At 73.4% G+C, this 26308-nt stretch carries 24 protein-coding genes; 11 read left to right on the top strand and 13 right to left on the bottom strand.

Going from position 1 to position 26308, the window contains the following annotated elements:
• Positions 1-32: 32 nt before the first annotated feature.
• From ACFVT2_RS20120 to ACFVT2_RS20105, 4 genes are all read right to left on the bottom strand, one after another.
• Positions 33-1148, bottom strand: coding sequence for an ABC transporter substrate-binding protein (locus tag ACFVT2_RS20120; RefSeq protein WP_390019522.1), 1116 nt, complete (start codon positions 1146-1148; stop codon positions 33-35).
• Positions 1149-1221: 73 nt separating this feature from the next.
• Positions 1222-2013 (bottom strand): ABC transporter ATP-binding protein, encoded by a 792-nt coding sequence (locus ACFVT2_RS20115; RefSeq protein ID WP_390019682.1) that lies wholly within the window; start codon positions 2011-2013, stop codon positions 1222-1224.
• Positions 2014-2081: 68 nt separating this feature from the next.
• A complete protein-coding gene (locus tag ACFVT2_RS20110) occupies positions 2082-3206 on the bottom strand; it encodes a FecCD family ABC transporter permease (RefSeq protein WP_390019520.1) in 1125 nt (374 codons plus the stop codon).
• Positions 3203-4213: a FecCD family ABC transporter permease gene (locus ACFVT2_RS20105; protein WP_390019517.1), complete on the bottom strand. Its 1011-nt coding sequence runs from the start codon at positions 4211-4213 to the stop codon at positions 3203-3205. The genes ACFVT2_RS20110 and ACFVT2_RS20105 overlap by 4 nt, the downstream gene beginning before the upstream one ends.
• Before the next feature lie 150 nt (positions 4214-4363).
• Here ACFVT2_RS20105 and ACFVT2_RS20100 point away from each other — a divergent pair, with 150 nt between their 5' ends.
• A complete protein-coding gene (locus ACFVT2_RS20100) occupies positions 4364-5038 on the top strand; it encodes an HAD family hydrolase (RefSeq protein ID WP_390019515.1) in 675 nt (224 codons plus the stop codon).
• Here ACFVT2_RS20100 and ACFVT2_RS20095 read toward each other — a convergent pair.
• On the bottom strand, positions 4987-5253 hold the full coding sequence (locus ACFVT2_RS20095) for a hypothetical protein (protein ID WP_390019513.1): 267 nt from the start codon (positions 5251-5253) through the stop codon (positions 4987-4989). The two genes, ACFVT2_RS20100 and ACFVT2_RS20095, sit on opposite strands and share 52 nt — an antisense overlap.
• A 203-nt stretch (positions 5254-5456) precedes the next feature.
• Here ACFVT2_RS20095 and ACFVT2_RS20090 point away from each other — a divergent pair, with 203 nt between their 5' ends.
• Positions 5457-5840 (top strand): cold-shock protein, encoded by a 384-nt coding sequence (locus tag ACFVT2_RS20090; RefSeq protein WP_390019511.1) that lies wholly within the window; start codon positions 5457-5459, stop codon positions 5838-5840.
• A gap of 10 nt (positions 5841-5850) precedes the next feature.
• On the opposite strand, the gene ACFVT2_RS20085 is transcribed toward ACFVT2_RS20090, so the two are convergent.
• The 4 genes from ACFVT2_RS20085 to ACFVT2_RS20070 form a co-directional block, all read right to left on the bottom strand.
• The gene (locus ACFVT2_RS20085; RefSeq protein WP_390019508.1) at positions 5851-6702 is read right to left on the bottom strand and encodes a 1,4-dihydroxy-6-naphthoate synthase; all 852 of its coding nucleotides are present in this window, start codon (positions 6700-6702) and stop codon (positions 5851-5853) included.
• Entirely contained in the window at positions 6699-7484 is a 786-nt protein-coding gene (locus ACFVT2_RS20080) for a futalosine hydrolase (RefSeq protein WP_390019505.1), read from the bottom strand. The genes ACFVT2_RS20085 and ACFVT2_RS20080 overlap by 4 nt, the downstream gene beginning before the upstream one ends.
• Before the next feature lie 52 nt (positions 7485-7536).
• A complete protein-coding gene (locus ACFVT2_RS20075; RefSeq protein ID WP_390019502.1) occupies positions 7537-8046 on the bottom strand; it encodes a hypothetical protein in 510 nt (169 codons plus the stop codon).
• A 94-nt stretch (positions 8047-8140) separates the two neighbouring features.
• Positions 8141-9520 (bottom strand): MFS transporter, encoded by a 1380-nt coding sequence (locus tag ACFVT2_RS20070; RefSeq protein ID WP_390019499.1) that lies wholly within the window; start codon positions 9518-9520, stop codon positions 8141-8143.
• A 403-nt stretch (positions 9521-9923) separates the two neighbouring features.
• Here ACFVT2_RS20070 and ACFVT2_RS20065 point away from each other — a divergent pair, with 403 nt between their 5' ends.
• From ACFVT2_RS20065 to ACFVT2_RS20035, 7 genes are all read left to right on the top strand, one after another.
• On the top strand, positions 9924-10829 hold the full coding sequence (locus tag ACFVT2_RS20065) for a DUF3027 domain-containing protein (protein ID WP_390019496.1): 906 nt from the start codon (positions 9924-9926) through the stop codon (positions 10827-10829).
• A 404-nt stretch (positions 10830-11233) separates the two neighbouring features.
• A complete protein-coding gene (locus ACFVT2_RS20060; protein ID WP_390019679.1) occupies positions 11234-14473 on the top strand; it encodes a sacsin N-terminal ATP-binding-like domain-containing protein in 3240 nt (1079 codons plus the stop codon).
• Between the two features lie 385 nt (positions 14474-14858).
• Positions 14859-16466 carry a sensor histidine kinase gene (locus ACFVT2_RS20055; RefSeq protein ID WP_390019494.1) on the top strand — a complete coding sequence of 536 codons (1608 nt, stop codon included), beginning with the start codon at positions 14859-14861 and terminating at the stop codon, positions 16464-16466.
• A complete protein-coding gene (locus ACFVT2_RS20050; RefSeq protein ID WP_390019492.1) occupies positions 16463-16876 on the top strand; it encodes a roadblock/LC7 domain-containing protein in 414 nt (137 codons plus the stop codon). The genes ACFVT2_RS20055 and ACFVT2_RS20050 overlap by 4 nt, the downstream gene beginning before the upstream one ends.
• Positions 16873-17229 (top strand): DUF742 domain-containing protein, encoded by a 357-nt coding sequence (locus ACFVT2_RS20045; protein WP_390019490.1) that lies wholly within the window; start codon positions 16873-16875, stop codon positions 17227-17229. The genes ACFVT2_RS20050 and ACFVT2_RS20045 overlap by 4 nt, the downstream gene beginning before the upstream one ends.
• The gene (locus tag ACFVT2_RS20040; RefSeq protein WP_390019487.1) at positions 17210-17872 is read left to right on the top strand and encodes an ATP/GTP-binding protein; all 663 of its coding nucleotides are present in this window, start codon (positions 17210-17212) and stop codon (positions 17870-17872) included. The genes ACFVT2_RS20045 and ACFVT2_RS20040 overlap by 20 nt, the downstream gene beginning before the upstream one ends.
• Positions 17869-19176, top strand: coding sequence for a cytochrome P450 (locus tag ACFVT2_RS20035; RefSeq protein ID WP_390019484.1), 1308 nt, complete (start codon positions 17869-17871; stop codon positions 19174-19176). Before ACFVT2_RS20040 ends, ACFVT2_RS20035 begins: the two co-directional genes overlap by 4 nt.
• Before the next feature lie 110 nt (positions 19177-19286).
• Here the strand turns inward: ACFVT2_RS20035 and ACFVT2_RS20030 are convergent, their stop codons facing one another.
• Positions 19287-20498: a cytochrome P450 gene (locus ACFVT2_RS20030; protein WP_390019481.1), complete on the bottom strand. Its 1212-nt coding sequence runs from the start codon at positions 20496-20498 to the stop codon at positions 19287-19289.
• 486 nt (positions 20499-20984) lie between these two features.
• Here ACFVT2_RS20030 and ACFVT2_RS20025 point away from each other — a divergent pair, with 486 nt between their 5' ends.
• Positions 20985-21209, top strand: coding sequence for a hypothetical protein (locus tag ACFVT2_RS20025; RefSeq protein ID WP_390019478.1), 225 nt, complete (start codon positions 20985-20987; stop codon positions 21207-21209).
• A gap of 175 nt (positions 21210-21384) precedes the next feature.
• On the opposite strand, the gene ACFVT2_RS20020 is transcribed toward ACFVT2_RS20025, so the two are convergent.
• Both ACFVT2_RS20020 and ACFVT2_RS20015 read right to left on the bottom strand, forming a co-directional pair.
• A complete protein-coding gene (locus ACFVT2_RS20020; protein ID WP_390019475.1) occupies positions 21385-23880 on the bottom strand; it encodes an HAD-IC family P-type ATPase in 2496 nt (831 codons plus the stop codon).
• A 155-nt stretch (positions 23881-24035) separates the two neighbouring features.
• The gene (locus ACFVT2_RS20015; protein WP_390019472.1) at positions 24036-24302 is read right to left on the bottom strand and encodes a DUF2530 domain-containing protein; all 267 of its coding nucleotides are present in this window, start codon (positions 24300-24302) and stop codon (positions 24036-24038) included.
• 272 nt (positions 24303-24574) lie between these two features.
• Between ACFVT2_RS20015 and ACFVT2_RS20010 the strand changes: the two genes are divergently transcribed.
• Positions 24575-26047 (top strand): NCS2 family permease, encoded by a 1473-nt coding sequence (locus ACFVT2_RS20010; protein ID WP_390019470.1) that lies wholly within the window; start codon positions 24575-24577, stop codon positions 26045-26047.
• Here the strand turns inward: ACFVT2_RS20010 and ACFVT2_RS20005 are convergent.
• Complete coding sequence (locus tag ACFVT2_RS20005) at positions 26040-26273, bottom strand: hypothetical protein (RefSeq protein WP_390019468.1); 234 nt, start codon at positions 26271-26273, stop codon at positions 26040-26042. The two genes, ACFVT2_RS20010 and ACFVT2_RS20005, sit on opposite strands and share 8 nt — an antisense overlap.
• Positions 26274-26308: the final 35 nt, after the last annotated feature.

Genomic DNA, 26308 nt, shown 5'->3' with positions numbered 1-26308 from the left:
GGGCGGCGCACTGAAGAGCCGCCCGCGCCGCCTCACTTCTTGGCCAGCCGCTGCTGGATCTCGTCGAGGATCTTGTCGGCGGCGGTGTAGCCGATGCCCTGGATCCACAGTTGGTCGTCGACGCGGAGCGACTTGCCGTTCTTGACGGCCCGGAGGTTCTTCCAGAGGGGGCCGGCGGTGATCTGGGCCTCCTTGGACTTCTCGGGGCTGCCGTAGGCGGAGTAGAAGACCGTGTCGGCGTCGGCCTTGGTGATCTGCTCGGGGCTGACCTCGACCATCAGGCCGTTCCGCGCGTCGTCGACGACCGCGGTGGGGCCGGTGCCGAGGTCGTCGAGGACGGTGCCGATGTAGCTCTGGCAGCCGTAGATGCGGGTGTCGGCGCCCTCGACGAAGCGGACGACGTTGGTGCGCAGGGCGCGGGCCTTGGCCGGGCCGCCGAGGGCCTGGGTGACGCGTTCGGCGTGCGTGCGGTAGGCGGCGACGGCGCGCTTGGCCTCGGGGATCTTGTTGAGCGCGGCGGCGTGGACGGCGAAGTTCTGCTTCCACGGGTAGCCGGTGGTCTCGGTCATGACGGTCGGCGCGATCTTCGTGAGTTCGGCGTAGCGCTGGCCGTCGCGGACCTTGTTGGTGAGGATCAGATCGGGCTTGAGGGCGGCGATCGCCTCCAGGTTGGGGGCGCCGATCCTGCCGACGTCCTTGATGCCGGCGAGCTTGTCCTTGGGCAGGTAGTCGAGGAAGCCGGACGCGACGTCGGAGCGGGTGGCGCCGACCGGGGTGATGCCGAGGGTGAGTGCGGAGTCCAGTTCGGCGGTGTCCAGCACGACGACCCGCTGCGGGGCGTTGGGGACGGTCACCTCGCCCATCGCGGTGCGGACCGGGTGGCTGCGGCCGCCCTCGGGGGCCGGCGCGGGCCAGGTGGTGGTGGGCTGCGCGGGGCATTCCGCGGCTTTGAAGGTGCCGTTGGGGCCGGCGGCGGAGGCGCCTGAGTCGCCGCTGCCGCAGGCGGTGAGCAGGAGCGCCCCGGCGGCGACGGCGGCCGCGGCGGCACGGGTGGTGGTGCAGGTGGGGGCGGCCATCGCAGGGCGGGTGGGTCGGGTCTTCGCCGGGTGGGTGGGTCGGGTCTTCGCAGGGCGGGTGGGTCGGGTCATCACAGCCCTTTCGGCTCGGCGGCGGGGAGGTCGACGGGGAGGTCGACGGGGCGGATGCCCCGGGGAGCGGTCGTCACTGCCGGGGTTCCCCTTCCCAGGGACGGCCCGGCACCACCAGGGGCGAGCCGGTCACCGGGTCCGGGACGACCACCGAGTCCAGGCCGAAGACCTCCCGGACCAGGTCGGCCGTGACGACCTTCCCCGGGTGCCCCTGGGCGACGACCCGGCCGGCCTTCATGGCCACCAGGTGATCGGCGTAGCGGGCGGCCTGGTTGAGGTCGTGCAGGACGGCGACGACGGTCCGGCCGCGTTCGTGGTTGAGCTGGCGGACCAGGTTCAGGACCTCCACCTGGTGGGCGATGTCCAGGTAGGTGGTCGGCTCGTCCAGGAGCAGCAGATCGGTCTCCTGGGCCAGCGCCATGGCGATCCAGACCCGTTGCCGTTGGCCGCCGGAGAGTTCGTCGACCGGACGGTCCGCCAGCGCGGCCACGTCGGTCCGCGCCATCGCCTCGGCGACCGCCCGTTCGTCCTGTGCCGACCACTGCTGCCACCACCGCTGGTGCGGCTGCCGGCCGCGGGCCACCAGGTCGGCGACGGTGATCGCCTCGGGCGCGACCGGGGTCTGCGGCAGCAGCCCGAGCGACTGGGCGATCTTCCGGGTGGGGATCTTGGCCAGGTCCGTGCCGTCCAGGAGGACCGCGCCGTGGCGCGGTCGCAGCAGCCGCCCCAGGGCGCGCAGCAGCGTCGACTTGCCGCATGCGTTGGGGCCGACGACGACGGTGACCGCACCGTCCGGCACGTCCAGGTCCAGGCCCTCGACGACGGTGCGCTCCTCGTAGGAGAGGGTGAGGTCACGGGCCGTCAGTCGGGCCGCGGCGGGCTCCTGGGCGGCGGTGTCCGCCTCGGCCGCCGGCCGCGGGGTGCCGGTACCGGTCACGCTTCTCCTCCTGTGGCCCGGCCACGGGCCCGGTGGCCCCTGACGATCAGCCAGATCAGATACGGGGCGCCGACCGCGGCGGTCAGCACGCCGACCGGCAGCTCGGTCGGCGCGAGCAGCTTGCGGGCGAGCAGGTCGCCGAGGACGACGATGACGGAGCCCAGCAGCGCCGAGCTGAGCAGCGGGATCTGCGCGGTCCGGGTCAGTCGGCGGGCGATCTGCGGGGCGAGCAGCGCCACGAAGTCCACCGGCCCGGCCGCACCGGTCGCCATCGACGCCAGCACCACCCCGACCGCCACCAGCCCCAGCCGGGTGCGGCCCAGCCGGATGCCCAGCGCGGTCGCGGTGTCGTCGTCCAGGGAGACGGTCCGCTGGGCGCGCGCCGCCCACAGGACGGCCGGCAGCAGCGCGAGCAGAGCCCACCCCAGGGGCGCCGCCTCCGGCCAGCCGCGCCCGTTGAGCGAGCCGGTCATCCACACCTGGGCCTGCTGGGCCACCAGGTAGTCGCCCTTGGTGAGGAACAGCTGGGTGACCGAGCGCAGTGCCACCGCGAAGCCGATGCCGATCAGCACGAAGCGGGTGGCGTGCAGCCCGCCGCGCCAGGCGAAGACGTAGACCAGCAGCGCCGCCAGTAGCCCGCCGGCCACCGAGACGTACGGCAGGACCGCGAACGTGGGGGTCCCCCCGCCGAAGGCAGGGGGAGTGAGGCCGAAGGTCATCGCGCCGACCGTCACCGCTCCCGCGCCCTGGGTGACGCCGATGATGTCGGGGCTGGCCAGCGGATTGCGGGCGACCGTCTGGATCAGCCCGCCGGCCGCCCCGAAGGCCGCGCCGACCAGCAGCCCGACCACCATCCGGGGCAGCCGTAGCGTGCCGACGACGAGTTCCTGCGAGGACGGTTGGCCCGCCAGCACCTTGAGCACCTCGGAGGGCGCCACCCAGCTCTCGCCGGCACACAGGTACGCCACGCAGACCACGGCCAGGAGGACGGCCAGTACGGCGGCGACCACGGTGGCGCGGCGGTGCAGCAGGAAGGAGCCGCGGCCGGCCCGGACCAGCGCGTACCCGGCGGGGCGGACCGCGGTCGGGCGGGCGGCGGGGGAGATGCCGGGGGCCGTCATGCCGCCACCGCCCGTCGCCGGACCAGGGTGACCAGGAACGGCACGCCGATCAGCGCCGTCATCACGCCCGCCGGGACCTCCGACGGCGGGAACAGCACCCGCCCGACGGTGTCCGAGACCAGCACGACGACCGGGCCGAGCAGCGCGGCCATCGGCAGCGTCCAACGGTGCTCCCCGCCCACCAGCGCACGGGCGAGGTGCGGGACGGCGAGGCCGACGAAGGCGATCGGACCGGCCGCGGCCACGCCCGCGCCGGTCAGCACGGTCGCGCCGAGCCCGCCCACGATCCGCACCGTGGCGACCTTCTGGCCCAGGCCGCGGGCGACGTCCTCGCCGAGCGCCAGGGCGTCCAGCCCGCGCGCCACCGACAGCACCAGCACCGCGCCGACCAGCAGGAACGGCCAGATCTGGGTGGCCACCGCGGCGTCCCGGCCGGTGAGCGAACCCACCTGCCAGAACCGGAACTCGTCCAGTGCCGCGGCCTTGGTGGTCAGGATCGCCATCGACACCGACACCAGCAGCGCGTTGATGGCGGCGCCGGAGAGCGCCAGCTTGACCGGGGTGGCGCCGCCCCGGCCGCGGGTGGCGATGCCGTAGACGACGACGGCGGCGACCCCCGCGCCGGCGAACGCGAACCAGACGTAGCCGGTCAGGGTGTGCACCCCGGCGAAGGCGATGGCGGCCACCACGGCGGCTGCGGCGCCCTGGCTGATGCCGAGGATGCCGGGGTCGGCGATCGGGTTGCGGGTGAGGCCCTGCATGACCGTGCCGGCCATCGCCAGCGCGGCGCCGACCATCAGGCCGATCAGGGTGCGCGGCAGCCGCAGGTACCGCACGACCTGCGCGGCGTCGTCGGTGCCGCCGTGGACGAGGGCGTCGAACACCGCGGAGGGCGCGAACGCGCGGCTGCCGACGGCGAGCGAGAAGACCACCGCGAGCAGCAGCGCCAGCACCGCCAGCGCAGTCAGGCCGAGCCGTCGGCTCCGCTTCCGGTGCGTCACGGGCATGGCATCACGGGCGTCGGGTCCATTTCGCGCGGTCTGGAGCTGTCGGTACGGACCCGCGGTCACCGCACGGCAGCCACGGGTTAGGTAAGGCAAGGCTAACGGTACGTCCTGGCCGGTTCCGTTCGCAGGGGCGCAGGCACAATGGCAGGCATGGCTGCGCATCCCCTGACCGTCGGGTTCGACCTCGACATGACGCTGATCGACTCCCGCCCCGGAATCAAGGCCGCCTACGAGGCGCTCGCCGCCCGCACCGGCACGTACATCGACGCCGCCGCCGCGGTCACCCGGCTCGGGCCGCCGCTGGAGGAGGAGATCCGCCGGTGGTTCCCGGCGGAGCGGGTGGCGGAGATCAGCGACGTCTACCGCGAGCTGTACCCGACGCACGCGGTCACCGGCACCCTGGCGATGCCGGGCGCGCGGGAGGCGATCGACGCGGTGCACGCGGCCGGTGGTCGGGCCATCGTCGTCACCGCCAAGTACGAGCCCAACGCCAAGCTGCACCTGACCCACCTGGGCATCGCCGCGGACGCGGTGATCGGCTCACTGTGGGCCGAGGCGAAGGCCGAGGCGCTGCGCGAACACGGCGCGCGGGTCTACGTCGGCGACCACACCGGTGACGTGCGCGGCGCCCGGACCGCCGGCGCGCTGCCCGTCGCGGTCGCCACCGGACCGTGCGACGCCGACGAACTCCGCGCGGCCGGCGCCCGGGTGCTGCTCGACGACCTGACCGATTTCCCGTCGTGGCTGGATCGTTACGTAGCGGATCCGGGCCGTTACCCGGCGGGTGGTGCCGAGGGGGACGGGGCGAGGGCCGCCTCCGCCTGACGGCGTTGGGCGGTCACGGAGCGGACCACTCCGGCACCCGCGATCAGGAAACCGGCGCCCATCAGCATGGACACCCAGTAGAACTCCCACGGCAGCGGGTGTGTACCCAGGAACAGTGGGAGCACCGTGACGAGAGTGCCCAGTGCGCCAACTAGGAACACGATCGCGCCGATTCGGACAAGCAGATCCCCGGCCTGGGGCGTTTCATCAGACACCTGACCAGGGTAAGTCGGGGCCAGAGGCGCCGAGGATCCCCCTGGCGACGTCTTGTCACCGGGCCCCGGACCATTAGCCTTGGGGAAGGCGGGCTCGGTGGCCCGCTGCACTGTTATCCAGACCCATTTTCCTCGCCGCGGCTTCCCAGTGCCCGCGGCGGACCAGCCCGCATTTTCCGACGAGTACGAGGACGAGGACAGACGTGCCTACCGGCAAGGTCAAGTGGTTCAACAGCGAGAAGGGCTTCGGCTTCCTCTCCCGCGACGACGGCGGTGACGTCTTCGTACATTCGTCGGTGCTGCCCGACGACGTGGAGGCGCTCAAGCCCGGCCAGCGCGTCGAATTCGGTGTCGTAGCAGGCCAGCGCGGTGACCAGGCACTGAGCGTCATCCTCCTCGATCCGACCCCCTCGGTGGCCGCGGCCCAGCGCCGCAAGCCCGACGAACTCGCCTCGATCGTCCAGGACCTCACCACGCTGCTGGAGAACGTCACCCAGCAACTGGAGCGCGGGCGTTACCCCGACAAGGCGCACGGCGGCAAGATCGCCGGCATGCTGCGGGCGGTCGCCGACCAACTCGACGTCTGAGCCGGACCGCTCAGACGAACGTCAACGCATCGCGGCCGAGGGGCGGAACGAGCCCCTCGGCCGCGGCGCGGGTGAGCAGCCCGCGCACCGCGGCATAGCCGTCCTCGCCGAGGTCGGCGGTGAATTCGTTGACGTACAGCCCGATGTGCTGGTCGGTCACCTTCGGGTCCATCTCCTGGGCGTGCTCCAGGACGTACGGCCGGGACGCCTCCGGGTCGTCCCAGGCCATCCGGACCGACGTGCGGATCGCCGCCGCCAGCCCGCGCAACACCGGTTCGCCCAACGACCGCTTGGCGATGATCGCCCCCAGCGGGATCGGCAGACCGGTGGTCAACTCCCAGTGCTCGCCCATGTCCGCCAGGCAGTGCAGCCCGTAGTCCTGGTACGTGAAGCGGGCCTCGTGGATCACCAGGCCGGCGTCGACCTTGCCGTCCCGCACGGCCGGCATGATCTCGTGGAACGGCAGCACCACGACCTCGCCGACCCCGCCCGGCACTTCGGCCGCCACCCACAGCCGGAACAGCAGGTACGCGGTGGACCGCTCGCTGGGCACCGCGACCGTCTTCCCCGCCAGGTCCGCCACGGCGCCCGGCTGACGGGTCAGCACCAGGGGGCCGCAGCCGCGCCCCAACGCCCCGCCGCAGGGCAGCAGCGCGTACTCCTCCAGCACCCACGGCAGCACCGCGTACGACACCTTCAGCACGTCCAGCTCACCGCGCTGGGCCAGGCCGTTGGTGACGTCGATGTCGGCGAAGGTGACCGCCAGTTCCGGCGCGTCCGGGACCCGGCCGTGCGCCAGGGCGTCGAAGACGAACGTGTCGTTCGGGCACGGGGAATAGGCGATGGACAGCGGCCGGGTCACGGGGTCCTCCGGGGGGTGTGGGGCGGTGCGGCCGGAGCGCCGGAGGGCGTCGCCGCCGCGGGGGTGCCCGCCAGGGCTCCGGGGAACGTGCGGAAGGCGCCGGTCAGCGCGGCGAGGGCGGGGCCGATCCGCCAGGCGGCGCGGTCCCGGGGACCGACCGCGTTGGAGACCGTGCGGATCTCCAGCACCGGCAGGTCGTGCGCGGCGGCCGCCTCGGCGACGCCGAACCCCTCCATCGCCTCGACCAGCACCCCGGGGTGACGCTCCGCCAGCTCGGCGGCGCGGGCGGCACTGCCGGTGACCGTGGAGACCGTGACGACCGGTCCGGTCGCCCCGCCGGTCGCCGCCGCGACGGCCGCCACCAGTGCCGGGTCGGGCAGGTGCGCCACGGTCCCGAAGCCGAGTTCGGTGACCGGGACGAAGCCGTCGGGGGTCTCGGCACCCAGGTCGGCGGCAACGATCGCGTCCGCGACGACCACCGACCCGAGCGGCGCGGCGGCCGGGGAGAAGCCTCCGCCGATGCCGGCCGAGACCACCAGGTCGTACGGGGCGCCGGCCAGGGCGGCGGCGGTCAGCGCGGTGGCGGTGCCGGCGGCCGCGGCGGCCGGGCCGACGCCGGCGGCCAGCACGTCCGGGGCCGGCGATCCGGCGGGCGCGCGGTGCAGCGCGTAGCCGCCGGGCAGTACCTCGGGCCGATGGCCGTCCGTGCCGTCCCCGGCGTCCAGCGCGGCGCACACCGCGTCACGCTCGGCGGCCACCGCGGTGACGACCAGCGTCCGCATCAGACGCCCCGCACCGCGTGCCACCGGTCCCCGGCCCCCGCGCTCAGTGCGCTCAGTCCTTCAGCTTCAGGTTGAAGTGCCACAGGGCCATCGGACCCGCGCCCTGGGCCTTGCCGGCCTCGGCGACCATCAGGGTGACCTCGGGCAGGGACTCGCTCTGGCCGGTCGCCGGGTTCATCGCCTTGAACAGCTCGTCCGTGCTGAAGGTGCGGTACGTGTCGGTGCTGGGCGCCGACATCACCGGTCCGCCGCCGACGACGAACCAGCCGACCTTGGCCACCTTCGGGTCGACACCCACGCGGACCCGCTCGCCCGGGCGCACCGTGATGGTTTCGGCGCCCTTCTTGGCGATGCAGCTCTGCACGGCCTGCTTGTCGAGGGACTTGCCGTCGCCGTCGCAGCCGGGGGTCACCTCCGCCGTCACCGTCTTGGTGCCGACGGTCACGGTGGCCAACGAGGTCGGCTGCTGACAGGCGGAGAGGGTGAGCAGGCCCAGGGTCACGGCACCGAGGGCAGCGGCGGCGCGGCGGCCCTTGCCCCGGGAGATCAACGCAGCGGTCATACGGGGCAGGCTATCGGGCGTCCCGGCGCACGCCACGCGCGGGTACGGCGCGCCGCACCCGGGCCCGCCGCACGGGGTGCCCCGCGCGGCGGCGTCACACCACCCGCGGGGCCGGCCGGCCGCCCCGGCGGGCCGCGCCCAGCAGCCCCCGCACGGCCAGCGCCGCACCCAGCGCCACCAGCCCCGCGGCCACCACCATGCCCAGCGTGCCGATCAGCGGCAGCGCGATCCCGAGCGCGCCGCCCACCACCCACGACAGCTGGAGCACCGTCTCGGAGCGGGCGAACGCCGAGGTCCGTACCGCCTCCGGCACATCGCGTTGGATCATCGCGTCCAGCGACAGTTTCGCCAGCGCCTGGCAGAGCCCCGCGGCGGCGGCCATCGCGGGCACCACCACGACCGCCAGCACCTCGTAGAACAGCGCCGCCAGCGCCGTGGCGGCCAGCGCCAGCCCCAGCACCGCCGCGATGATCGGCTCCGGGCCGCGCGCCTTCAGCCAGGCGCCGACCGCCGTGCCCAGCGCGTTCCCGACCCCGGCCGCCACCGCCACGAGCCCCAGCGACACCGCCGGCCCCAGCCCGCCCAGCGGGTGTTCGCGCAGCAGGAACGCCAGGAAAAAGGTGAGGAAACCGGAGAGCGAGCGCAGGGCCGCGTTCGCCTGGAGGCCGTGCAGCACGGCCGGGCCGACCGTCCGCAGTCCCGGCCGCCGCCCGCGCGCCCCGTCGTGCGCCGCGCCGTCCCGGGACGCCAGCCGGGCCCGCGCCTCGCCCTTGCCCGAATCCACCGCGTGCGGCAGCGAGAACGACAGGAACGCCCCGGCCAGGAACACCGCGCACGCCCCGTACAGCGGCCAGGCCGGCCCGATCAGATGCAGTCCCGCGCCCACCGGCGCCGCCACCCCGGTCGCCAGCAGCCCCGCCAGCGTCACCCGGGAATTGGCCTTCACCAACGAGACCCGCGGCGGCAGCAGCCGCGGCACCACCGCGCTGCGCACCACCCCGTACGCCTTCGACGACACCAGCACCCCCAGCGCCGCCGGATACAGCCCCAGCCCGCCGCCGGCCACCGTCCCCGACATCGTCAGCGCCAGCACCGCACGGGCCAGCATCGAACCGGCCATCGCCGCCCGGCGGCCGTGCGGCACCCGGTCCAGCAACGGTCCCACCACCGGCGCCAGCAACGCGAACGGCGCCATGGTGACCAGCAGGTACAGCGCCACCCGGCCGCGCGCCTCGTGCGTCGGCACCGAGAAGAACACCGTCGAGGCCAGCGCGACCGTGATCATCATGTCGCCCGCCGCGTTCACCGCGTGCACTTCGATGAGCTGGGCCAGCCCCGATTCCCCCGCGCCCTGCGCATGCGTGGCCCGCCGTACCCCCCGGGCCGCGCCCGCCAGCGGCCGGTGCAGCGCGCGGCCGGCCGCCCGGCCCGCCCGGCGGGCCTTCGACTCCCTCGTCGCCCTGACGGCAGCCACCTGGTCATACTGCCCCAACTCGCCCCAGAGGTGGCGTTTTCTTCCCCCGTTGCGGCGGGGCGCACCGGCCGTCCGGCCGTCACCGTGGCCCTCCCGACCGGTCACGGTCGGAGATATTTGCTGCTCCCGCCGAGGGGTCGTGCAGCGTTGAAGGGGTAGCGTGTCCAGAGCGCCACCGGCGGTCCGTTCCGGCCGCGTACCTCATTTCCCTGCGATCCCGCAGAATAGGACGTAAGAGGTGCGCTCGACCGAACGATCCAGCCGGGCGCGGACGTCGACGCGGTCCCCAGGTCCGCTCCGCCCGCCCCGGTCCCGCCGGTCGTCCGGACAGGACCAGGACAGCCCCGGCTGGCGCGCTCGTGAGACGGCGTGGAAGAGAGAATCGATTCTTGTGAGTGCTGCGATGCGAAGCCGTACCCCGGACCGCCTGTGCGCCGAGGCGGTCGACCTTGCCCGGGCGGCGGCCGAGGAGGTCGCCACGCCCGGCATGGTCGGCGAGCACATCGATGCCGTTGCCGAGGCGGACCGCGTCGTCACCCACCTCTTCGCCTGCGAGGAGCCCGGCTACCGCGGCTGGCGCTGGGCCGTCACCGTCACCCGCGCCTCCCGCGCCAAGCTCATCACCCTCGACGAGTCGGCCCTGCTCCCCGGCCCCGACGCGCTCCTGGCCCCCGAGTGGGTGCCCTGGAGCGAGCGGCTGCGCCCCGGCGACATGGGCCCCGGCGACCTGCTGCCCACCGAGGCCGACGACCTGCGGCTGGAGCCCGGCTTCAGCGGTGAGGACGCCCCGCCGCCGAACTCCCCGGTAGCCGAGGGCATGGCCGCCGACGTCGCCGACACCGAAGAGGCGGACATCGTCCCCGGCTCGCCCGCGATCCAGCCGGCGCCGGCCCGCGGCAGCATCGCCGCGGCCGCCGGGGAACTGGGCATGTGCCGCGCCCGGGTCCTGTCCCGCTACGGCCTGCACGCCGCCGCCGACCGTTGGGAGGATTCCTTCGGTCCCAAGACCCCGATGGCCCAAGCGGCCCCCGCCACCTGTGTGAGCTGCGGCTTCCTGACGCCGATGGCAGGCTCCCTGCGGCAGGCGTTCGGGGTCTGCGCGAACGAGTTCTCGCCGGCCGACGGCCGCGTCGTCTCGCTGTCGTACGGGTGCGGGGCGCATTCGGAGGCGGCCGTCATGCCGAAGCCCCCGAAGCCGGCGGAGCCGGTGCTGGACGAAACGGTGGTCGAGCCGGTGGCCATCCGGCCGGCGGTCGACGGGGGGTCGGTGGAGGCAGCCGGCCCGGCCGAGGAGCTGGGTCACAGCTAGTCGCCTGCCGCTGGGCGGGCTTCCCACGTAGCCGGGTTTCCCGCCGCGCGGGTTCCGTGGTTCTTCCCCGCCTTCGGCGGGAGCGGTGGGGTGTGTCGGGCGGGGGCGCTCCGCCTGGCGTTCGTGGTGGGTGCCGGGGGTGGTCCGGAGGTGCCTGTGTTGTGGACTGCTGCGCTTTACGTCCACAAACACAGGTACCTCCGGCCCACCCCCTCCCGTATGCCGGCGGCTCCCCGCCCCGTGGGGTGAGGTAAGGGGGCCGTCGTGGTGCCTCTCGGACCGGAGGTGCGGGTGGGGCAACACCCCCGTCACAGGCGGAAACCCGTACGGCGGGAAAGCCGACAACGTGGGGGTACCGTCGGGACAGACACGGTCTGACGAGGGAGACGAGAAACGTGGCAGGTATGCCGTGGGTGCGGGGCGCGGACGACGGCGCCGACCCGTTCGGTACGGCCCGGTTGCGGCGCGGCGTGCTCGACGCCTGGGCCGCCTCGCCGGCCCGGTTCCGTGAGGACGCCAACGCGGAGGAGGATCTCGCGCTCGGCGGCTACCGCGACCGGCTCGCCGTGGAGCTGGCGCAGAACGCGGCGGACGCGGCGGCCCGGGCCGGCGTCGCCGGCCGGTTGCGGCTCACCCTGCACGCCGCCGACGGCGGTGCGCCCGCGGTGCTCGTCGCCTCCAACACCGGCGCCCCGCTGGACGCCACCGGCGTCGAATCGCTCTCCACGCTGCGCGCCTCCGCCAAGCGGGAGAGCAGTGTGGCGGCCGGCGCGGTCGGCCGGTTCGGCGTCGGGTTCGCCGCGGTACTGGCGGTCAGCGACGAACCGGCGCTGGTGGGCCGCACCGGCGGCGTCCGCTGGTCGCTCGCGGAGGCCCGGGAGCTGGCCGAGGCGGTCGCCGCGCACAGCCCCGGCCTGGGGGGTGAACTCCGCCGCCGTGAGGGGCACGTACCGCTGCTGCGGCTGCCGCTGCCCGCGGAGGGCACCGCGCCCGAGGGGTACGACACCGCGGTGGTGCTGCCGCTGCGCGACGGTGCCGCGCAGGACCTCGCCGAGCGGCTGCTGGCCGGTCTCGACGCGGCGCTGCTGCTGACCCTGCCGGGGCTGGCCGAGGTCGTGGTGGAGACGCCGGAGGGCGTCCGGACGCTGACCCGGCGTCAGGACGATGTGTACGTGCTGATCGAGGACAGTGAGCGGGGGGCCACCCGGTGGCGGGTGGCGACCGACGGCGGCGCGTTGGACGCGGCGTTGCTGGCGGACCGTCCGGTCGAGGAGAAGCTGCGGCCGTCCTGGTCGGTGACCTGGGCGGTGCCGGTGGACGCGTCGGGCGCGCCGGTGCCGCCGGGCACCGTGCCGGTGCTGCACGCGCCGACCCCGACCGACGAGCCCCTGGGCCTGCCCGCGCTGCTCATCGCCTCGTTCCCGCTGGAGCCGACCCGGCGTCATGTCGCGCCAGGTCCGCTCGCGGACTTCCTGGTGGGCCGGGCGGCCGCCGCCTACGCGGGCCTGCTCGGCGACTGGCAGCCGGTGTCGGCCGGCACCCTGGACCTGGTGCCGGGGCTGCTGGGCAAGGGCTGGTTGGACGGTGAACTCCGTCGGCAGGTGCTGGATCTGCTGCCCCGGGTGCGGTTCCTGCCGAGCGCGGCGGCGGAGACCGCCGCGTGGGGCGAGGGTGAGGGCGAGAACGGCGAGCGGTACGTCCTGCGGCCGGTGGACGCCGAGTTGGTGGAGGGCGCCGGGGCGGCGACCGTCGGGGTGTTGGCCGAGCTGTTCCCCAGTCTGCTGCCGGCCGGGCTCGAACGGCGGGCGGAGCTGCGGGCGCTGGGCGCGGCCCGGGTGCCGCTCACCGAGATGATCGACCGGCTGGCGGGTGTGGAGCGGTCGCCGGAGTGGTGGTGGCGGCTCTACGACGCGCTGGCCGGCACCGACCCGGACCGGCTCAGCGGCCTGCCGGTGCCGCTGGCGGGCACCGGGCGGACCACCATCGGGCCGCGCCAGGTGCTGCTGCCGCTGCCCGACGGCGGCCCGGACGCCGGGGACGAGGCCGCGGACCGGCACCGCACGCTCACCCGGCTGGGGCTCAAGGTCGCCCACCCCGATGCCGTCCACCCGCTGCTGGAGAAGCTCGGCGCGACCCCCGCCGCACCCCGGGCCGTTCTGACGACGCCTCAGGTGCGGGCGGCGGTCGCGCACTCGCTGGACGCCGACGAGGACGCCTACGACGTCTTCGCGGACGAGCTGGCGCCGGGCGCCGGGGTGCCGCTGGGTGCGGAGGAGCTGGCCGAGGCGGTCCTCGGGCTGGTCCGGGACGCCGATCTGGCGCCCGGCGACGAGCCCTGGCTGGCCGCGCTGGCGCTGCCCGACGAGGACGGCGAACTGGCGCCGGCGGGCGAGCTGGTCTTCCCCGGTAGCGACTTCGAGCGGGTCATCCGGGAGGGCGAACTCGCCGCCTGCGAAGCGGAGCTGGCGGAGCGGTGGGGCGCGCAGCCGCTCACCGCGGTGGGGGTGCTGGCCACCTTCGCGCTGGTCCGGGCAACCGACGTGGTGCTCGATCCGGACGAACTGGAGCCGCGGGACGGTGACTTCCCCGAGCCGGACGACGCCGGACTGCTGGACGCCGTGGACGTGTGGTGCGAGGACATCCTCGACCTGCTGCCGGAGACGCCCGTGCCGCCGGTCGTCACCGAACTGGTCGCGGTCCGTGACCTCGACCTGGTCGCGGACGACGCCTGGCCGCAGGTCCTGGAGATGCTCTCCCAGCCGCCGCTGCGGGACGCGCTGACCGCGCCGGTGCGGGTACTGCTCCCGGACGGCACCACCGAGTCGGTACGGCCGTACACCGCCTGGTGGCTGCGCGGCCACCCGGTGCTGGACGGGCGCCGTCCCGCCGGACTGCGTGCCGCGGGCGGCGATCCGCTGCTGGCCGGGCTGTACGAGGCGGCGGACGCGGGCCGGGTCGACGCGCAGGTGCTGCGCGCCCTCGGCGTCCGTACCTCGGTGGGGGCGCTGCTCGACGAGCCGGGCGGCGCGGCCGAGCTGCTGACCCGGCTCGCCGATCCGGACCACGGGGTGGGGATCGGGCAACTCCACGCCCTGTACGGCCTGTTGACCGATCTCGACCCGGATCAGGTGACGCTCCCCGACGAGCTGCGGGCGGTCGTAGACGGGGAGATCCAGGTGGTGGACGCGGCGGACGCGCTGGTCGCCGACGCCCCGGACCTGATGCCGCTGGCCGGCGGCCGGGCGCTGCTGCCGGTGCGGCCGGCCCGCGCCGCGGAGCTGGCCGAGCTGTTCCAGGTGCGGCGGCTGAGCGAGGCGGTCGCCGCGGAGGTCCGCTCCGACGGGGCGGCGCACGACGTTCCGGAGGCGGTCCGGGCCCTGCTCGGCCCGGCCGCCCCCGAGGCGTACGTCGAACACGAGGAGCTGCTGGTCGACGGCTCCGACGGCACCGCCGGCCCCGACGGGGGTGTGGAGCTGGACTGGCGGTGGAGCCCGGACGGCACCCTGCACGCCGCGACGCTGGAGGGCGTGGCGGCCGGTCTGGCCTGGGCGAGTGGGCAGTGGCCGCGCCGGTTCGAGGTCGCGGCGCTGCTGGAGGATCCGGACCGGGTCGACGAACTGGCCCGGGCGCGGTGGTTCGACTGAGAACGGTGCGCCCGGTGTGAGTGGGGCGTGAGGGAGGCGGTCGTCGGACGTGTGGAGTCCGGCGGCCGCCGTCGTGTTTCCGGCCCGCCCCGCCGGCCCGGCCTTTCCCGCCGGACCGGGGCGTGCGAATGCGGAAAAGCAGGATGCCCCGGGCAAACGGTGCGTCAATAACGGAGCCTGGCACGGAAGTTGCCGGATCCCGCCGACAGGCTAGAGTGCCAGAGCGATCTTCGATCATTCTCTCGTCGCACACCGAGACCCTTCCTGGAGGGTGCCCGCCGCGGATCGGCATCCCGATGCCCGGGCCCCGTCCCTGCCGATCGCCCCTCCTGCCCCGCCCTGCCCTGCCCCGCCCGCCGTCGCCATCGCCACGAGGACCTGTTTGATGCCAGCACGGATATCCTCCCGCCCCGGGGCAGCGCCCACGCCGTTGGGCGCCGCACTGCGCACACTGGCGGTCGCTCTGGTGGTGACCGGTGGGCTGTGCGTCGGTGTGGTCCTGCTCGTACCGGAGTCCGCGCGCACGCTGCTCGCCTGGACCGGGGGGATCTGCGCGGTGCTGCTCAGTGGCGCGGTGGCCACCGCGGTCTACCAGCAGCGGCTGGTCCGGCTCTACCGGTCGCGGATCGGGAGCATGAAGACCGAGGCCGAGCGGCTGGCCAACGTGACGATGCCGGGGCTGGTCGCGCAGCTGCGCGACGGGGCGTCGGTGGACACCGCGCTGGGCCGCACCGACCTGCCCGCGACCGCGGCGCACCAGCGGATCGTGCGGACGCTGGCCGAGGAGGTCGGGCGGGGTGAGCGGATGCGGGCCGCGGCGATGTCCGCATGCGCCAACGCCGCCGGCCGGGTGCAGGCGCTCGCCACCGGGATGCTCGCCGACCTGCGCGAGATGGAGAACCGGCACGGCGAGGAGGTGCTGGGCGACCTGCTGAGGCTGGACCACACGACGGCGCAGGCGGGACGGCTGGCGGACAGCATCGCGGTGCTGACCGGCGCCCGGTCCGGACGCCGGTGGAACAAGCCGATCGCCATGGAGAGCATCCTGCGTGGCGCGATGGGGCGGATCAGCGCCTACCGCCGGATCCAGCTGCACAGCAGCAGCGACGTCGCGATCGCCGGCCACGCGGCCGAGGGCATCATGCACGCGCTGGCCGAGATCATGGACAACGCCGCCTCGTTCTCCCCGCCGTCGTCGCCGGTCCACGTGTACGTGGAGGAGGCGCAGGCCGGCGTGGTGGTGAGCGTCGAGGACAGCGGGCTGGTGATGGGCGAGGCCGCGCTCCAGCGCGCCCAGGAGACGGTGTCCGCGGACACCCTGGACCTGATGTCGCTGTCCGGGACGCGACTCGGGCTCGCCGTGGTCGGCTGCCTGGCGCGCAAGCACGGGCTGAACGTCTCCTTCCGGCCGTCGGCGCGCGGTGGCACGGGCGTGGTGATCCTGATCCCGCAGCAACTGGTCACCGAGACCCGGCCGGCGGAGCAGCCGTCGGTCAGTGCCCCGGCCGCCCCCTCAGGGCCGGCTCCGCGGCCCGTCGTCCCGGCTCCCCGGCGTACCCGCGAAGCCGAGCCCGAGGAGCGGCCGGCGGCCCGGAGGCCGGCGCGGGAGGCCGGCGCGGCGCCGGACCGGACCGTACCCGGGAGCCGGGCCGCGCGCCCGGCCGACGCCCCGGCGCCGCTGCCGCGGCGCACCGCCCGGACCGCCGGGTCCGAGCCGGACGCCGTACCCGCGCCGGAGTTCGGCGAGAGCGGGCTCCCCAAGCGCCGTCGTGGCCAGACCCTGGCCTCCGCCCCCACGGGGAACGGGCCGGTGCGCGACGAGGCCGCGCGGCCCGCGCGCTCCCGCGAGGAGTCGGCGGCACGGTTCCGCGCCTTCCGTCAGGCCGTCCAGGGCAGGTCCACCCAGGACGGCGCCGACGCCCCCCGTACCAGCGGCACGCCCGCGTCACCCCCAGCCCCCTCGCCAGCACGCCCGGAGGACGAGACCCGATGAACACCACTGACCACAGCCTCGACTGGATGCTGGAGAACCTGCTCCAGAAGACCCCCGGGGCCCGGCACGCGCTGGTCCTGTCCCGGGACGGGCTCAAGCTCTGCCACTCCAAGGACCTGACCGTCGACCAGGCCGACCAGCTCGCCGCGATCGCCTCCGGGATCCAGAGCCTGTCGCACGGCGCGTCCGTGGAGTTCGGGGACGGCACGGGGGGCGTGCGGCAGGCGATGACGGAGTTCCACGGCGGGTTGCTGTTCATCGTCGAGGCGGGCAACGGCGCCCACCTGGCCCTGATCGCCGTCGAGGACGCCGACGTCGGCCTGATCGGCTTCCACATGAACGAGCTGGTGGAGCAGATCGGCGAGTACCTCCAGGCCGCCCCGCGCGGTGAGGGCGGGCCGTCGGCATGAAGCGGCTCGGTCCTGACGACGATCCGGACCGGCTCTACACCGTCACCGGCGGCCGCAGCCGGTCCGCCGACGACCACACGCTCGACCTGGTCACCCTGATCGTCAGCGAATGCGATCCGACCCCGGGCATGCAGTCCGAGCACGTCCGGATCCTGACCCTGTGCCGTCGTCCGACGGCCGTGGTCGAGCTCTCGGCGGAGCTGCGGATGCCGGTCAGCGTGGTCCGGATCCTGCTGTCCGACCTGCTGGACAGCGGTCAGGTCACCGCCCGGCACCCGCGGGTCACCGCGACCGCCCAACTACCCGACGCCGACCTGCTGAAGGAGGTGCTCGATGCACTCCACCGCCTCTGAGCCCGCGCACCCCGGGGGAGCGGCCGGCACCGACGCCGACCGCGTTCCGCTGCGCGCCACCGCCGACAACGGCCTGAAGATCGTCATCGTCGGTGGCTTCGGCGTCGGCAAGACCACCATGGTCCGCTCGGTGAGCGAGATCCGACCGCTGAACACCGAGGAGACGATGACCCGGGCGGGGGTCGGCGTCGACGACCCCAGCGGGGTCGAGTCCAAGACGACCACCACCGTCGCCTTCGACTTCGGCCGGATCACCGTCAACGACAGTGCGGTGCTCTACCTGTTCGGGGCGCCCGGCCAGGAACGCTTCTGGTTCCTGTGGGACCGGCTGTTCTCCGGCACGCTGGGCGCGGTGGTGCTGGTCGACACCCGCCGGCTGGACGACTCCTGGTACGCCATCGACCGGTTGGAGGCGCACGGGATGCCGTTCATCGTCGCGCACAACGACTTCGGCGGGGACCCGCACACGTTGCAGCAGATCCGCGACGCGCTGGACCTCTCCCCGGACGTGCCGCTGGTCGGCTGCGACGCCCGTGACCGGGAGTCCTGCAAGGCGGTGCTGATCGCACTCGTCGACCACCTCTACGCCCTGTCCACCCAGGACGCCGTATCCGTTCAGGAGAGCGCGGAGACCGCACTGTGAACGACCCGCAGCACCCCACGACCGGCGGCTGCCCGCTGGGCGCCGGTACCCGCGGCGCCCCCGGCACGGACGCCGTACCGCTCTACGGTTCCGGGCTCAGCGGCGACCCGGCCCGGCTCTACCGTGAGATGCGTGCACGGTACGGGACGGTCGCGCCGATCCTCCTGGACGGCGACGTCCCCGGCTGGTTCGTGCTCGGCTACCGCGAGCTGCACCAGGTCACCAGCAACCCCGAGTTGTTCGCCCGGGATTCCCGCCGCTGGCACGCCTGGGAGCGGATCCCCGAGGACTGGCCGCTGATGCCGTTCGTCGGTCACCAGCCGTCGGTGATGTTCGCCGAGGGGCCCGAGCACCGCCGCCGGGCCGGCGCGATCAGCGACGCGCTCACCGCGATCGACCAGTTCGAGCTGCGGCAGATCTGCGAGCGGCTGGCGGACGGGCTGGTCGACGCGTTCGCCGGGTCCGGTGAGGCGGACCTGATGGCCCGTTACGCGGCCCGGCTGCCGCTGCTCGTCATCGCCGAGCTGTTCGGCTTCCCGCACACCGAGGTGCCCGAACTGGCCGCCGACATCGCCGCCTCGCTGAATGCGGACGACGGGGCCATCGCCGCACACCAGCGGGTCGCCGGACGGATGCAGCGGCTGATCAAGGCCAAGCGGTCCACGCCGGGCGCCGACGTGCCGTCCCGGCTGCTGGCCCATCCGGCGGGGCTGGCCGAGGAGGAGGTGGTCATCGACCTGCTGGTGGTGATGGCCGCCGCCCAGCAGCCGACCGCCAACTGGATCGGCAACACCCTGCGGTTGATGCTGACCGACGACCGGTTCGCACTCAGCCTCTCCGGCGGGCGGCGCAGCGTCGGCCAGGCGCTCAACGAGGTGCTCTGGCACGACACCCCGACGCAGAACTTCATCGGCCGCTGGGCGGTCCGCGACACCCAGCTCGGCGGGCGCCGGATCCGGACCGGGGACCTGGTGATCCTCGGACTGGCCGCCGCCAACACCGACCCCCAGGTGCGGCCGGACTTCAGCGACGCCGGGTCCGACGGCAACCAGGCCCATATGTCCTTCAGTCACGGCGACCATGCGTGCCCCTACCCCGCCCCGGAGATCGCCGAGGTGATCGCCAAGGCCGCGGTGGAGGTGCTGCTCGACCGGCTGCCGGACGTGATGCTGTCGGTGCCGGCCGAGGAGCTGGCGTGGCACCCGTCGCTGTGGATGCGCGGACTGGTCAGCCTGCCGGTGGAGTTCACGCCCGCGTACACCCCGATCCCCGCGATGGTGGCACCGGGTATGACACGACGCTGACGACCAAATGACGCCGGTAGTACGAGAGTTGTGGCCCCTCGTCGCCAACTCTCCCGCACCGGGTGACGTTTCACGTGAAACGTCACCCGGTGCCCGCGTGCCGCTAGGCCCTAGTCGGCCGGGGTGAACCGCACCGGCAGCGCGTCCAGCCCGCGGGTGAACACCCCCCGCTCCCGGGGTCGCGCTCCCGGCTCCACCGCCAGGTCCGGCAGGGCGTCCAGCAACTGCGCCACGCCCACCTCGATCTCGGCCTTGGCCAGCAGCGCGCCGACGCAGAAGTGCCGGCCGAGGGCGAACGCGAGATGGTCCGCGGCCGCCGAGAACGCCGTGGTGGCGGACAGGTCGGTGCGGTGGATGTCGAAGACGTCCGGGGCGGCGTAGCGCCGCTCATCGCGGCCGGCCGCGCCGATCAGGCAGGTGAGGGTGGCGCCCTTGGGCACCCGGCCGCCGCCGATGGTGAGGTCCTCCGCGGCCTGCCGCATGATCATGTGCACCGGCGGGGTGTACCGCAGGGTCTCCGCGAACGCCCGCGGGATCAGCGAGTGGTCCGCGCGCACCGCGGCCAGCTGCTCCGGGTGCCGCAACAGGTTGTGCACCAGGCTCGATATCGCCTTGTCGGTGGTGTCCCCGCCCGCGGTCAGCAGCAGACTGCAGAACGCCTTGATGTCCTCGTCGCTCATCCGCGTGCCGTCGATCTCCGCGGCGCAGAGCGTGGAGAGCAGGTCGTCGCCGGGGTGGTCGCGGCGTTCGCGGATGATCGGCAGCAGGTACGCGGCGAATTCGTCGCGGGTGCGCAGGCCGGCCGCGGCGACGTCCGGGTCCTGGGCGAGGTTGCCGAGGAAGCCGATGATCGCCGTGTACCAGCGGTGGAAGCGGTCGTGATCGGCCCGGTCCAGGCCCAGCATGTCCGCGATGACGTTGACGGGGAAACGGGTGGCGAAGTCGGCCACCAGGTCCGCGCTCCCGGCCCCGCGGAAGGCGTCGATCAACTCCCGGGCGTTGCGCTCGATCACCGGCAGGAACGACTGCTCCAGGGTGTTTCCGCGGAAGGCGGGGGCGACCAGCGCCCGGCGGACCGCGTGTTCCCGGCCGCTCATCTGCAAGATGGTCCGGCCGTGTACCGGCTCCAGCTGCCAGTCGTAGTTGTCCGTGGTGAACACCGGGTCCTTGAAGGCCCGTTCGACGTCCTCGTACCGTGAGATGACGTAGCTCTGGGTGGCTTCGTGGTGCAGCAGCGGGAAGTCGTCGCGCAGCACGCGATAGGCGGAATAGGGGTCCGCGGCGAATTCCGGCGACAGGATGTCCGGCGCTTCTCGGTACACGGGCACGACTCTCCTCGGTTGGGTACGGGACGGGGCCGCGGCGGGCGCGGGCGGTCCGTCCCCCCAAGATCGTTGCTGGAGTGGGCCGTTATCAAGAGGATCCACCGACCGGCGCCGCACCGACGGCCGTCCGGGGCACCGCTATCCGGAGTGATCCGGAACGATCCGGAATAATCCAGATCGGACATCTCCCGTCATGTCGGCTCGCTGGGCATTCGTCGTTCCGTAACCACAGATATGACTCCCGAGGTCGTACGCAGGACTTTGTCAGACGCTTTCCCACACTTTTCAGGGAAGTGACGCCGAATCATCGCGGAATCTCGCTCGAACGTGAAGGTGCAGTTCAGAGGCGGTAAAAAACCGTTGGGTAGGTTGTCTGACGGTCCGTTGGCGTGGTTGCATCCCAAACCTGTTCACGGGGCGCCGGGCACGTTCCCTTTCCGGGATCCGGGCGCCCTGTCAAGAAATCCGCAATCGTGAAGGGAAATGCACGCCATGCGTAACGGCTTCACCCCTGAGAACGCCACCGAGATTTCCGACGGCGAGCTGGACGCGATTTCCGGCGGCCTCGCCACCTTCGGCGGCGAGATCGCCGGCCACGGTGCCATGGTGCACGTCGGCGACGTCCTCGGCGGCGCCGAGTCCCTCGCCCCCTCGGTGCCCGGCGGCCCGCTCGGCGGTCTGGTGACGGTCCGTACGGTCGGCTTCTGAGCCGAGCGGTCCGCCACGGCCGTCGCCGCACGGCCGTAAACCACCGGGAGCCCCGGGACGTCCCTGACGCGTCCCGGGGCTCCCGCGGTGTGTCAGCGGGGGAGCCCCGGCCGTCCCGCCCGGCCTCGGCTCTCCCGCAGAGTCGGGGCCTTCGCGCGCCCGCTCGGCGCGGGCGTCACGCCGGGAAGCGCCGCCCCACCCACCGCCAGGCCACCTCCAGCAGCAGCGCCGCCACCGCCGCGATCGCCACCGCCGTCCACGGCATCGTCGTCCCCACCAGCCGCAGGTCGAAGAAGCGCTGGAGCCACGGCGTCACCAGGACGATCAGGAAGCCCAGCCCCATGAGGAGGACCAGACCGATCCGCCACCAGGTGTACGGGCGGGCGATGATCGCCAGGACGTACAGGGCGGTGAGGAAGAGGGTCAGGGTGGCGGCGCTGGTCTGCGCGCTGAGGGCGTCCGGGCCGGTGTAGTAGACGCGGGCCAGCAGGTAGGTGGCGAACGCCGCGAGGCCGGTGATGAGGCCGGAGGGGACGGCGTAGCGCATCACCCGGCGGACGAAGTGCGGGCGGGCCCGCTCCTTGTTGGGCGCCAGCGCGAGGAAGAAGGCGGGGACGCCGATGGTGAGCGTGGACAGCAGCGTCAGGTGCCGTGGCAGGTACGGGTAGGGGATCTGGCAGCAGGCCACCAGGACGGCGAGCAGCACCGAGTAGACGGTCTTGGTGAGGAAGAGGGTGGCGACCCGGGTGATGTTGCCGATCACCCGGCGGCCCTCGGCCACCACCGACGGCAGGGTCGCGAAGCTGTTGTCGAGGAGGACGATCTGGGCGACCGCGCGGGTCGCCTCGGAGCCGGACCCCATGGCTACGCCGATGTCGGCGTCCTTGAGGGCCAGTACGTCGTTGACGCCGTCGCCGGTCATCGCGACGTGGTGGCCACGCGCCTGGAGCGCGCTGACCATGTCCCGCTTCTGCTGGGGCGTGACCCGGCCGAAGACGGCGCCCTCCTCCACGGCCCGGGCCATCGCCTCGGGGTCGTCGTGCGGCAGGTGCCGGGCGTCCACGGGGGAGTCGGCGCCGGGCAGCCCCAGCTTGCCGGCGACCGCCCCCACCGACACCGCGTTGTCACCGGAGATCACCTTGGCCTGCACGCCCTGCTCGGCGAAGTAGCGCAGGGTGTCGGGGGCGTCCGGGCGGAGCCGCTGCTCCAGGACGACCAGGGCGACGGGCCGGACCTCGCGTGCGACGTCGGGGTGGTCCAGGGGCCGGTCGACGCGGGCCAGCAGCAGCACGCGCAGGCCCTGGGCGTTGAGCCGGTCGATCTCCGGCAGCAGCGGGTCGTCGCCGGTCAGCAGCACGTCCGGCGCGCCGAGCAGCCAGGAGGAGGGCTCTCCGCCGGGCTCCTCGAAGGCGGCGCCGCTGTACTTGCGGGCGGAGGAGAACGGGAGGGTGCCGGTGCACCGCCAGGAGTCCGGGGCCGGGTAGGCGTCGACGATGGCCTGGAGGGAGGCGTTGGGGCGCGGGTCGGACGCCCCGAAGGCGCCGAGCACCTGCTGCACGCGGGCCGGTTCGCGGTCGCTTTGCGACCGCACAGCACTGTCGCTTTGCGACCGCGGGTCACTGTCGCCCTGCGGCCGCAGGTCACCGTCGCCCAGCGTCCGCAGCTCGCTGACGTCCATCCCGCCCTCGGTGAGGGTGCCGGTCTTGTCCAGGCAGACCACGTCGACCCGGGCCAGGCCCTCGATGGCCGGCAGCTCCTGCACCAGGCACTGTCTGCGGCCGAGCCGGACGACGCCGATGGCGAAGGCGACCGAGGTCAGCAGCACCAGCCCCTCGGGGATCATCGGCACGATCCCGGCGACCATCCGGCGGATCGCGGAGTCGGCGGGCAGGCCCAAGGTCAGCAGGTGGCTGAGGATCAGGCCGAGCGCGGTCGGGATCATCATCCAGGTCACGTACTTGAGGATCCGGCTGATGCCGGTGCGCAGTTCGGAGTGGACCAGGGTGAAGCGGCTGGCCTCCTCGGCGAGCTGCGCCGCGTACGCCGCCCGGCCCACCTTGGTCGCGGTGAACGCGCCGTTGCCCGCGACGACGAAGCTGCCGGACATCGCCGGGTCGCCGGGCTTCTTCACCACCGGGTCGGCCTCGCCGGTCAGCAGCGACTCGTCGATCTCCAGGCCGTCGCTCTCCAGCACCTCGCCGTCGACGATGACCTTGTCGCCGGGGCCGAGTTCGATGACGTCGTCGAGGACCACCTCGGAGGTGAGGACCGCGACGGCGGATCCGTCGCGGCGGACGGTCGGCCGGGCCTCGCCGATCAGGGCCAGGCTGTCCAGGGTCTTCTTGGCGCGCAGCTCCTGGAGGATGCCGATGCCGGTGTTGGCGACGATGACGAAGCCGAACAGGCCGTCCTGGATCGGGCCGACGATCAGGATGATCACGAAGAGGACGCCGATGATGGCGTTGAACCGGGTGAAGACGTTGCCCCGGACGATGTCCGCGGTGGAGCGGGAGGACCGCACCGGGACGTCGTTGACCTCGCCCCTGGCGACCCGTTCGGCGACCTCGGCGGTGGTCAGTCCGCCCCGGGCCACCTCCCGGCCGTTCCCGGTGGCGGGCCGGCCGCCGCCGGGCTCCGGTTCCTCGACTTCGGTCTGCGCCGGGTCCGTCATGCCCTAGACGTTACGGGCGTAATGACCGCTTCACCCGCTGGCGGTCGACAGGGGTGGTGTGGGGGTTCTGTCCGGTTACGCGGCAACCCCGGGCGGCCGGGCGGCGTCCGGTGGCGGGCCGGGCGGGGTGCCGGCCCGGTGGGGACGGGGGAGTGTCAGGCGGCGTCCGGGGCGGCGGTGGCCGCCGCCCGCTTGATCGCGGCGTCCCGCTTGCGCACGTACCAGACGCCCAGCAGGCCGAGCCCGCCGCCGGCCAGGCAGGTCCACAGGAACCAGGTGTGGCGGTGGTCGGCGTACCAGCCGTAGAAGGGCAGCTGGGCGAGGAAGAGCACGAACCAGATGATGGTGCCGCCGGTGATCGTGCCGACGACGGGACCTTCGAGGGGCGCCGGGGCCTCGCGTAGTTCGGACTTCTTCCACATGGGGGTCAGCTTACGGGGCCGGGGGCGGCGCCGGCCCGAGCCCTTCTCGTAGGCGCCCGAGGGGTCTACGCGCGGAGATAGCGATCAACGAATTGTTTATTCATACTGAACCTTTCCGGAACTGACTGGTTCGGATCGTTGATTCCTCCAATCTGATCCCTCCACACTGTTCCCGTCCATTGGTTGCTGTCCCGCCGCCTGTGCGCGTCCCGGCCTTGGGGCAGACCCCAAGGCCGTCGCGCCTGCTCCGGCCCGTACGACTGAGGTCCCGCATGTCGCCCTCGACCCCCTCGCCGGTCGACGCCCTGAAGAGTCCTGGCCCACAGCCGCCCAAGAACGGTCTCGACCGCTTCTTCAAGATCTCCGAGCGGGGCTCGACGGTCAGCCGCGAACTGCGCGGCGGACTGGCCACGTTCTTCGCGATGGCCTACATCGTGGTGCTGAACCCGATCATCCTCGGTGCCGGTGTCGACAAATACGGCCACCATTTGGACAACGGCCAGCTGGTCACCGCCACCGCCCTGATGGCCGGTCTGGGCACGGTCCTGATGGGCGTGATGGGCAACGTCCCGATCGCCGTCGCCGCCGGCCTGGGCATCAACGCCGTGGTCTCGCTCCAGCTCGCCCCCAAGATGAGCTGGCCGGACGCGATGGGCATGGTGGTGCTCGCCGGTCTGGTGCTGATGATCCTGGTCGCCTCCGGGCTGCGGCAGCGGGTGATGGACGCGATCCCGGGCGGGCTGCGGCGGGCCATCGCGATCGGCATCGGCCTGTTCATCTCGCTGGTCGGCCTGGTCGACGCGGGCTTCGTGTCCCGCAACCCGGACGCCGCGCACACCACCGTCCCGCTGAGCCTGGGCCAGGGCGGTCAGCTCAAGGGCTGGCCGGTGCTGGTGTTCGTCCTCGGTCTGGCGCTGATGTTCGTGCTGACCGTCCGCAAGACCAAGGGCGCGATCCTGATCGGCATGGTCACCATGGCCGTCGTCGCGATCATCATCAACGCGGTGGCGACCATCCCGGACGCGTCGTGGGGGCTGGCCGTCCCGAACGTCCCGGACAAGATCGTCGGCGCGCCCGACTTCGGACTCATCGGGCACATCAGCCTCTTCGGAGGCTTCAAGGAAGTCGGCGTGCTGACCGGCTGCCTGTTCGTCTTCACCGTCCTGCTGTCCGGCTTCTTCGACGCGATGGGCACCATCATCGGCGTCGGCGAGGAGGCCGGGCTGCTGGACAACGAGACCGGCAACCTGCCGAACATGGGGCGGATCCTGATGGTCGACGGCATCGCGGTCGCCGCCGGCGGCTTCGGCTCGGCCTCCGCCAACACCTGCTTCGTGGAGTCCACCGCCGGCGTCGGCGAGGGGGCCCGCACGGGCCTGGCGAACCTGGTCACCGGCGGGCTCTTCCTGCTGGCGCTGATCTTCACGCCGCTGGCCACCGTCGTCCCCTCGCAGGCCGCCACGCCCGCGCTGCTGGTCGTCGGCTTCCTGATCATGGCCTCGAACGTCCGGGGCATCGACTGGGGTGACTTCACCGTCGGCATCCCGGCGTTCCTGACCGTCGTCTCGATGCCGTTCACCTACAGCATCACCAACGGCATCGGCATCGGCGTGCTGGCCTTCATCCTGCTGCGGGCGGCGACCGGCCGCTTCAAGGAGATCCCGTGGCTGCTGAACGCGGTCGGGGCCTGCTTCCTCGTCTACTTCCTGCTCAACCCGATCGAGCAGGTGCTCGGGGTCAGGTAGGCGGCGGTCCGGTCGGACCCGTCACGAGGGTCTGGGAGCCGGCCGGCCCCCAGCCGTGCAGCCGCTCGGTCTCGTCGACCGAGCTCGACAACCGTTCATCGAAGTCCTCGCGGATGAGCGTCCGGACGACATAGTCCTGGACGCTCATTCCGCGTTTTGCGGCATGCTGCCGAAGGCGCTCCAGCAGCTCCCCGTCGACGCGCAGGCTGAGCACTCTCGATCCCATACCGACACGGTCCCCGCACGGTGCGGTCAGGTGTG

Source organism: Streptomyces sp. NPDC058000, from assembly GCF_042886435.1.
Classification (GTDB): Bacteria; Actinomycetota; Actinomycetes; order Streptomycetales; family Streptomycetaceae; genus Streptomyces.
This window is presented reverse-complemented; position numbering and strand designations above follow the sequence as displayed.

Excerpts from the sequence above, each read along its gene's own strand:
- ACFVT2_RS20120 (WP_390019522.1), bottom strand. The coding sequence starts at position 1,148 with ATGACCCGACCCACCCGCCCTGCGAAGACCCGACCCACCCACCCGGCG.
- ACFVT2_RS20110 (WP_390019520.1), bottom strand. The coding sequence starts at position 3,206 with ATGACGGCCCCCGGCATCTCCCCCGCCGCCCGCCCGACCGCGGTCCGC.
- ACFVT2_RS20105 (WP_390019517.1), bottom strand. The coding sequence starts at position 4,213 with ATGCCCGTGACGCACCGGAAGCGGAGCCGACGGCTCGGCCTGACTGCG.
- ACFVT2_RS20100 (WP_390019515.1), top strand. The coding sequence starts at position 4,364 with ATGGCTGCGCATCCCCTGACCGTCGGGTTCGACCTCGACATGACGCTG.
- ACFVT2_RS20080 (WP_390019505.1), bottom strand. The coding sequence starts at position 7,484 with ATGCGGACGCTGGTCGTCACCGCGGTGGCCGCCGAGCGTGACGCGGTG.
- ACFVT2_RS20075 (WP_390019502.1), bottom strand. The coding sequence starts at position 8,046 with ATGACCGCTGCGTTGATCTCCCGGGGCAAGGGCCGCCGCGCCGCCGCT.
- ACFVT2_RS20065 (WP_390019496.1), top strand. The coding sequence starts at position 9,924 with ATGCGAAGCCGTACCCCGGACCGCCTGTGCGCCGAGGCGGTCGACCTT.
- ACFVT2_RS20060 (WP_390019679.1), top strand. The coding sequence starts at position 11,234 with ATGCCGTGGGTGCGGGGCGCGGACGACGGCGCCGACCCGTTCGGTACG.
- ACFVT2_RS20055 (WP_390019494.1), top strand. The coding sequence starts at position 14,859 with ATGCCAGCACGGATATCCTCCCGCCCCGGGGCAGCGCCCACGCCGTTG.
- ACFVT2_RS20050 (WP_390019492.1), top strand. The coding sequence starts at position 16,463 with ATGAACACCACTGACCACAGCCTCGACTGGATGCTGGAGAACCTGCTC.
- ACFVT2_RS20045 (WP_390019490.1), top strand. The coding sequence starts at position 16,873 with ATGAAGCGGCTCGGTCCTGACGACGATCCGGACCGGCTCTACACCGTC.
- ACFVT2_RS20040 (WP_390019487.1), top strand. The coding sequence starts at position 17,210 with ATGCACTCCACCGCCTCTGAGCCCGCGCACCCCGGGGGAGCGGCCGGC.
- ACFVT2_RS20025 (WP_390019478.1), top strand. The coding sequence starts at position 20,985 with ATGCACGCCATGCGTAACGGCTTCACCCCTGAGAACGCCACCGAGATT.
- ACFVT2_RS20020 (WP_390019475.1), bottom strand. The coding sequence starts at position 23,880 with ATGACGGACCCGGCGCAGACCGAAGTCGAGGAACCGGAGCCCGGCGGC.
- ACFVT2_RS20015 (WP_390019472.1), bottom strand. The coding sequence starts at position 24,302 with ATGTGGAAGAAGTCCGAACTACGCGAGGCCCCGGCGCCCCTCGAAGGT.
- ACFVT2_RS20010 (WP_390019470.1), top strand. The coding sequence starts at position 24,575 with ATGTCGCCCTCGACCCCCTCGCCGGTCGACGCCCTGAAGAGTCCTGGC.
- ACFVT2_RS20005 (WP_390019468.1), bottom strand. The coding sequence starts at position 26,273 with ATGGGATCGAGAGTGCTCAGCCTGCGCGTCGACGGGGAGCTGCTGGAG.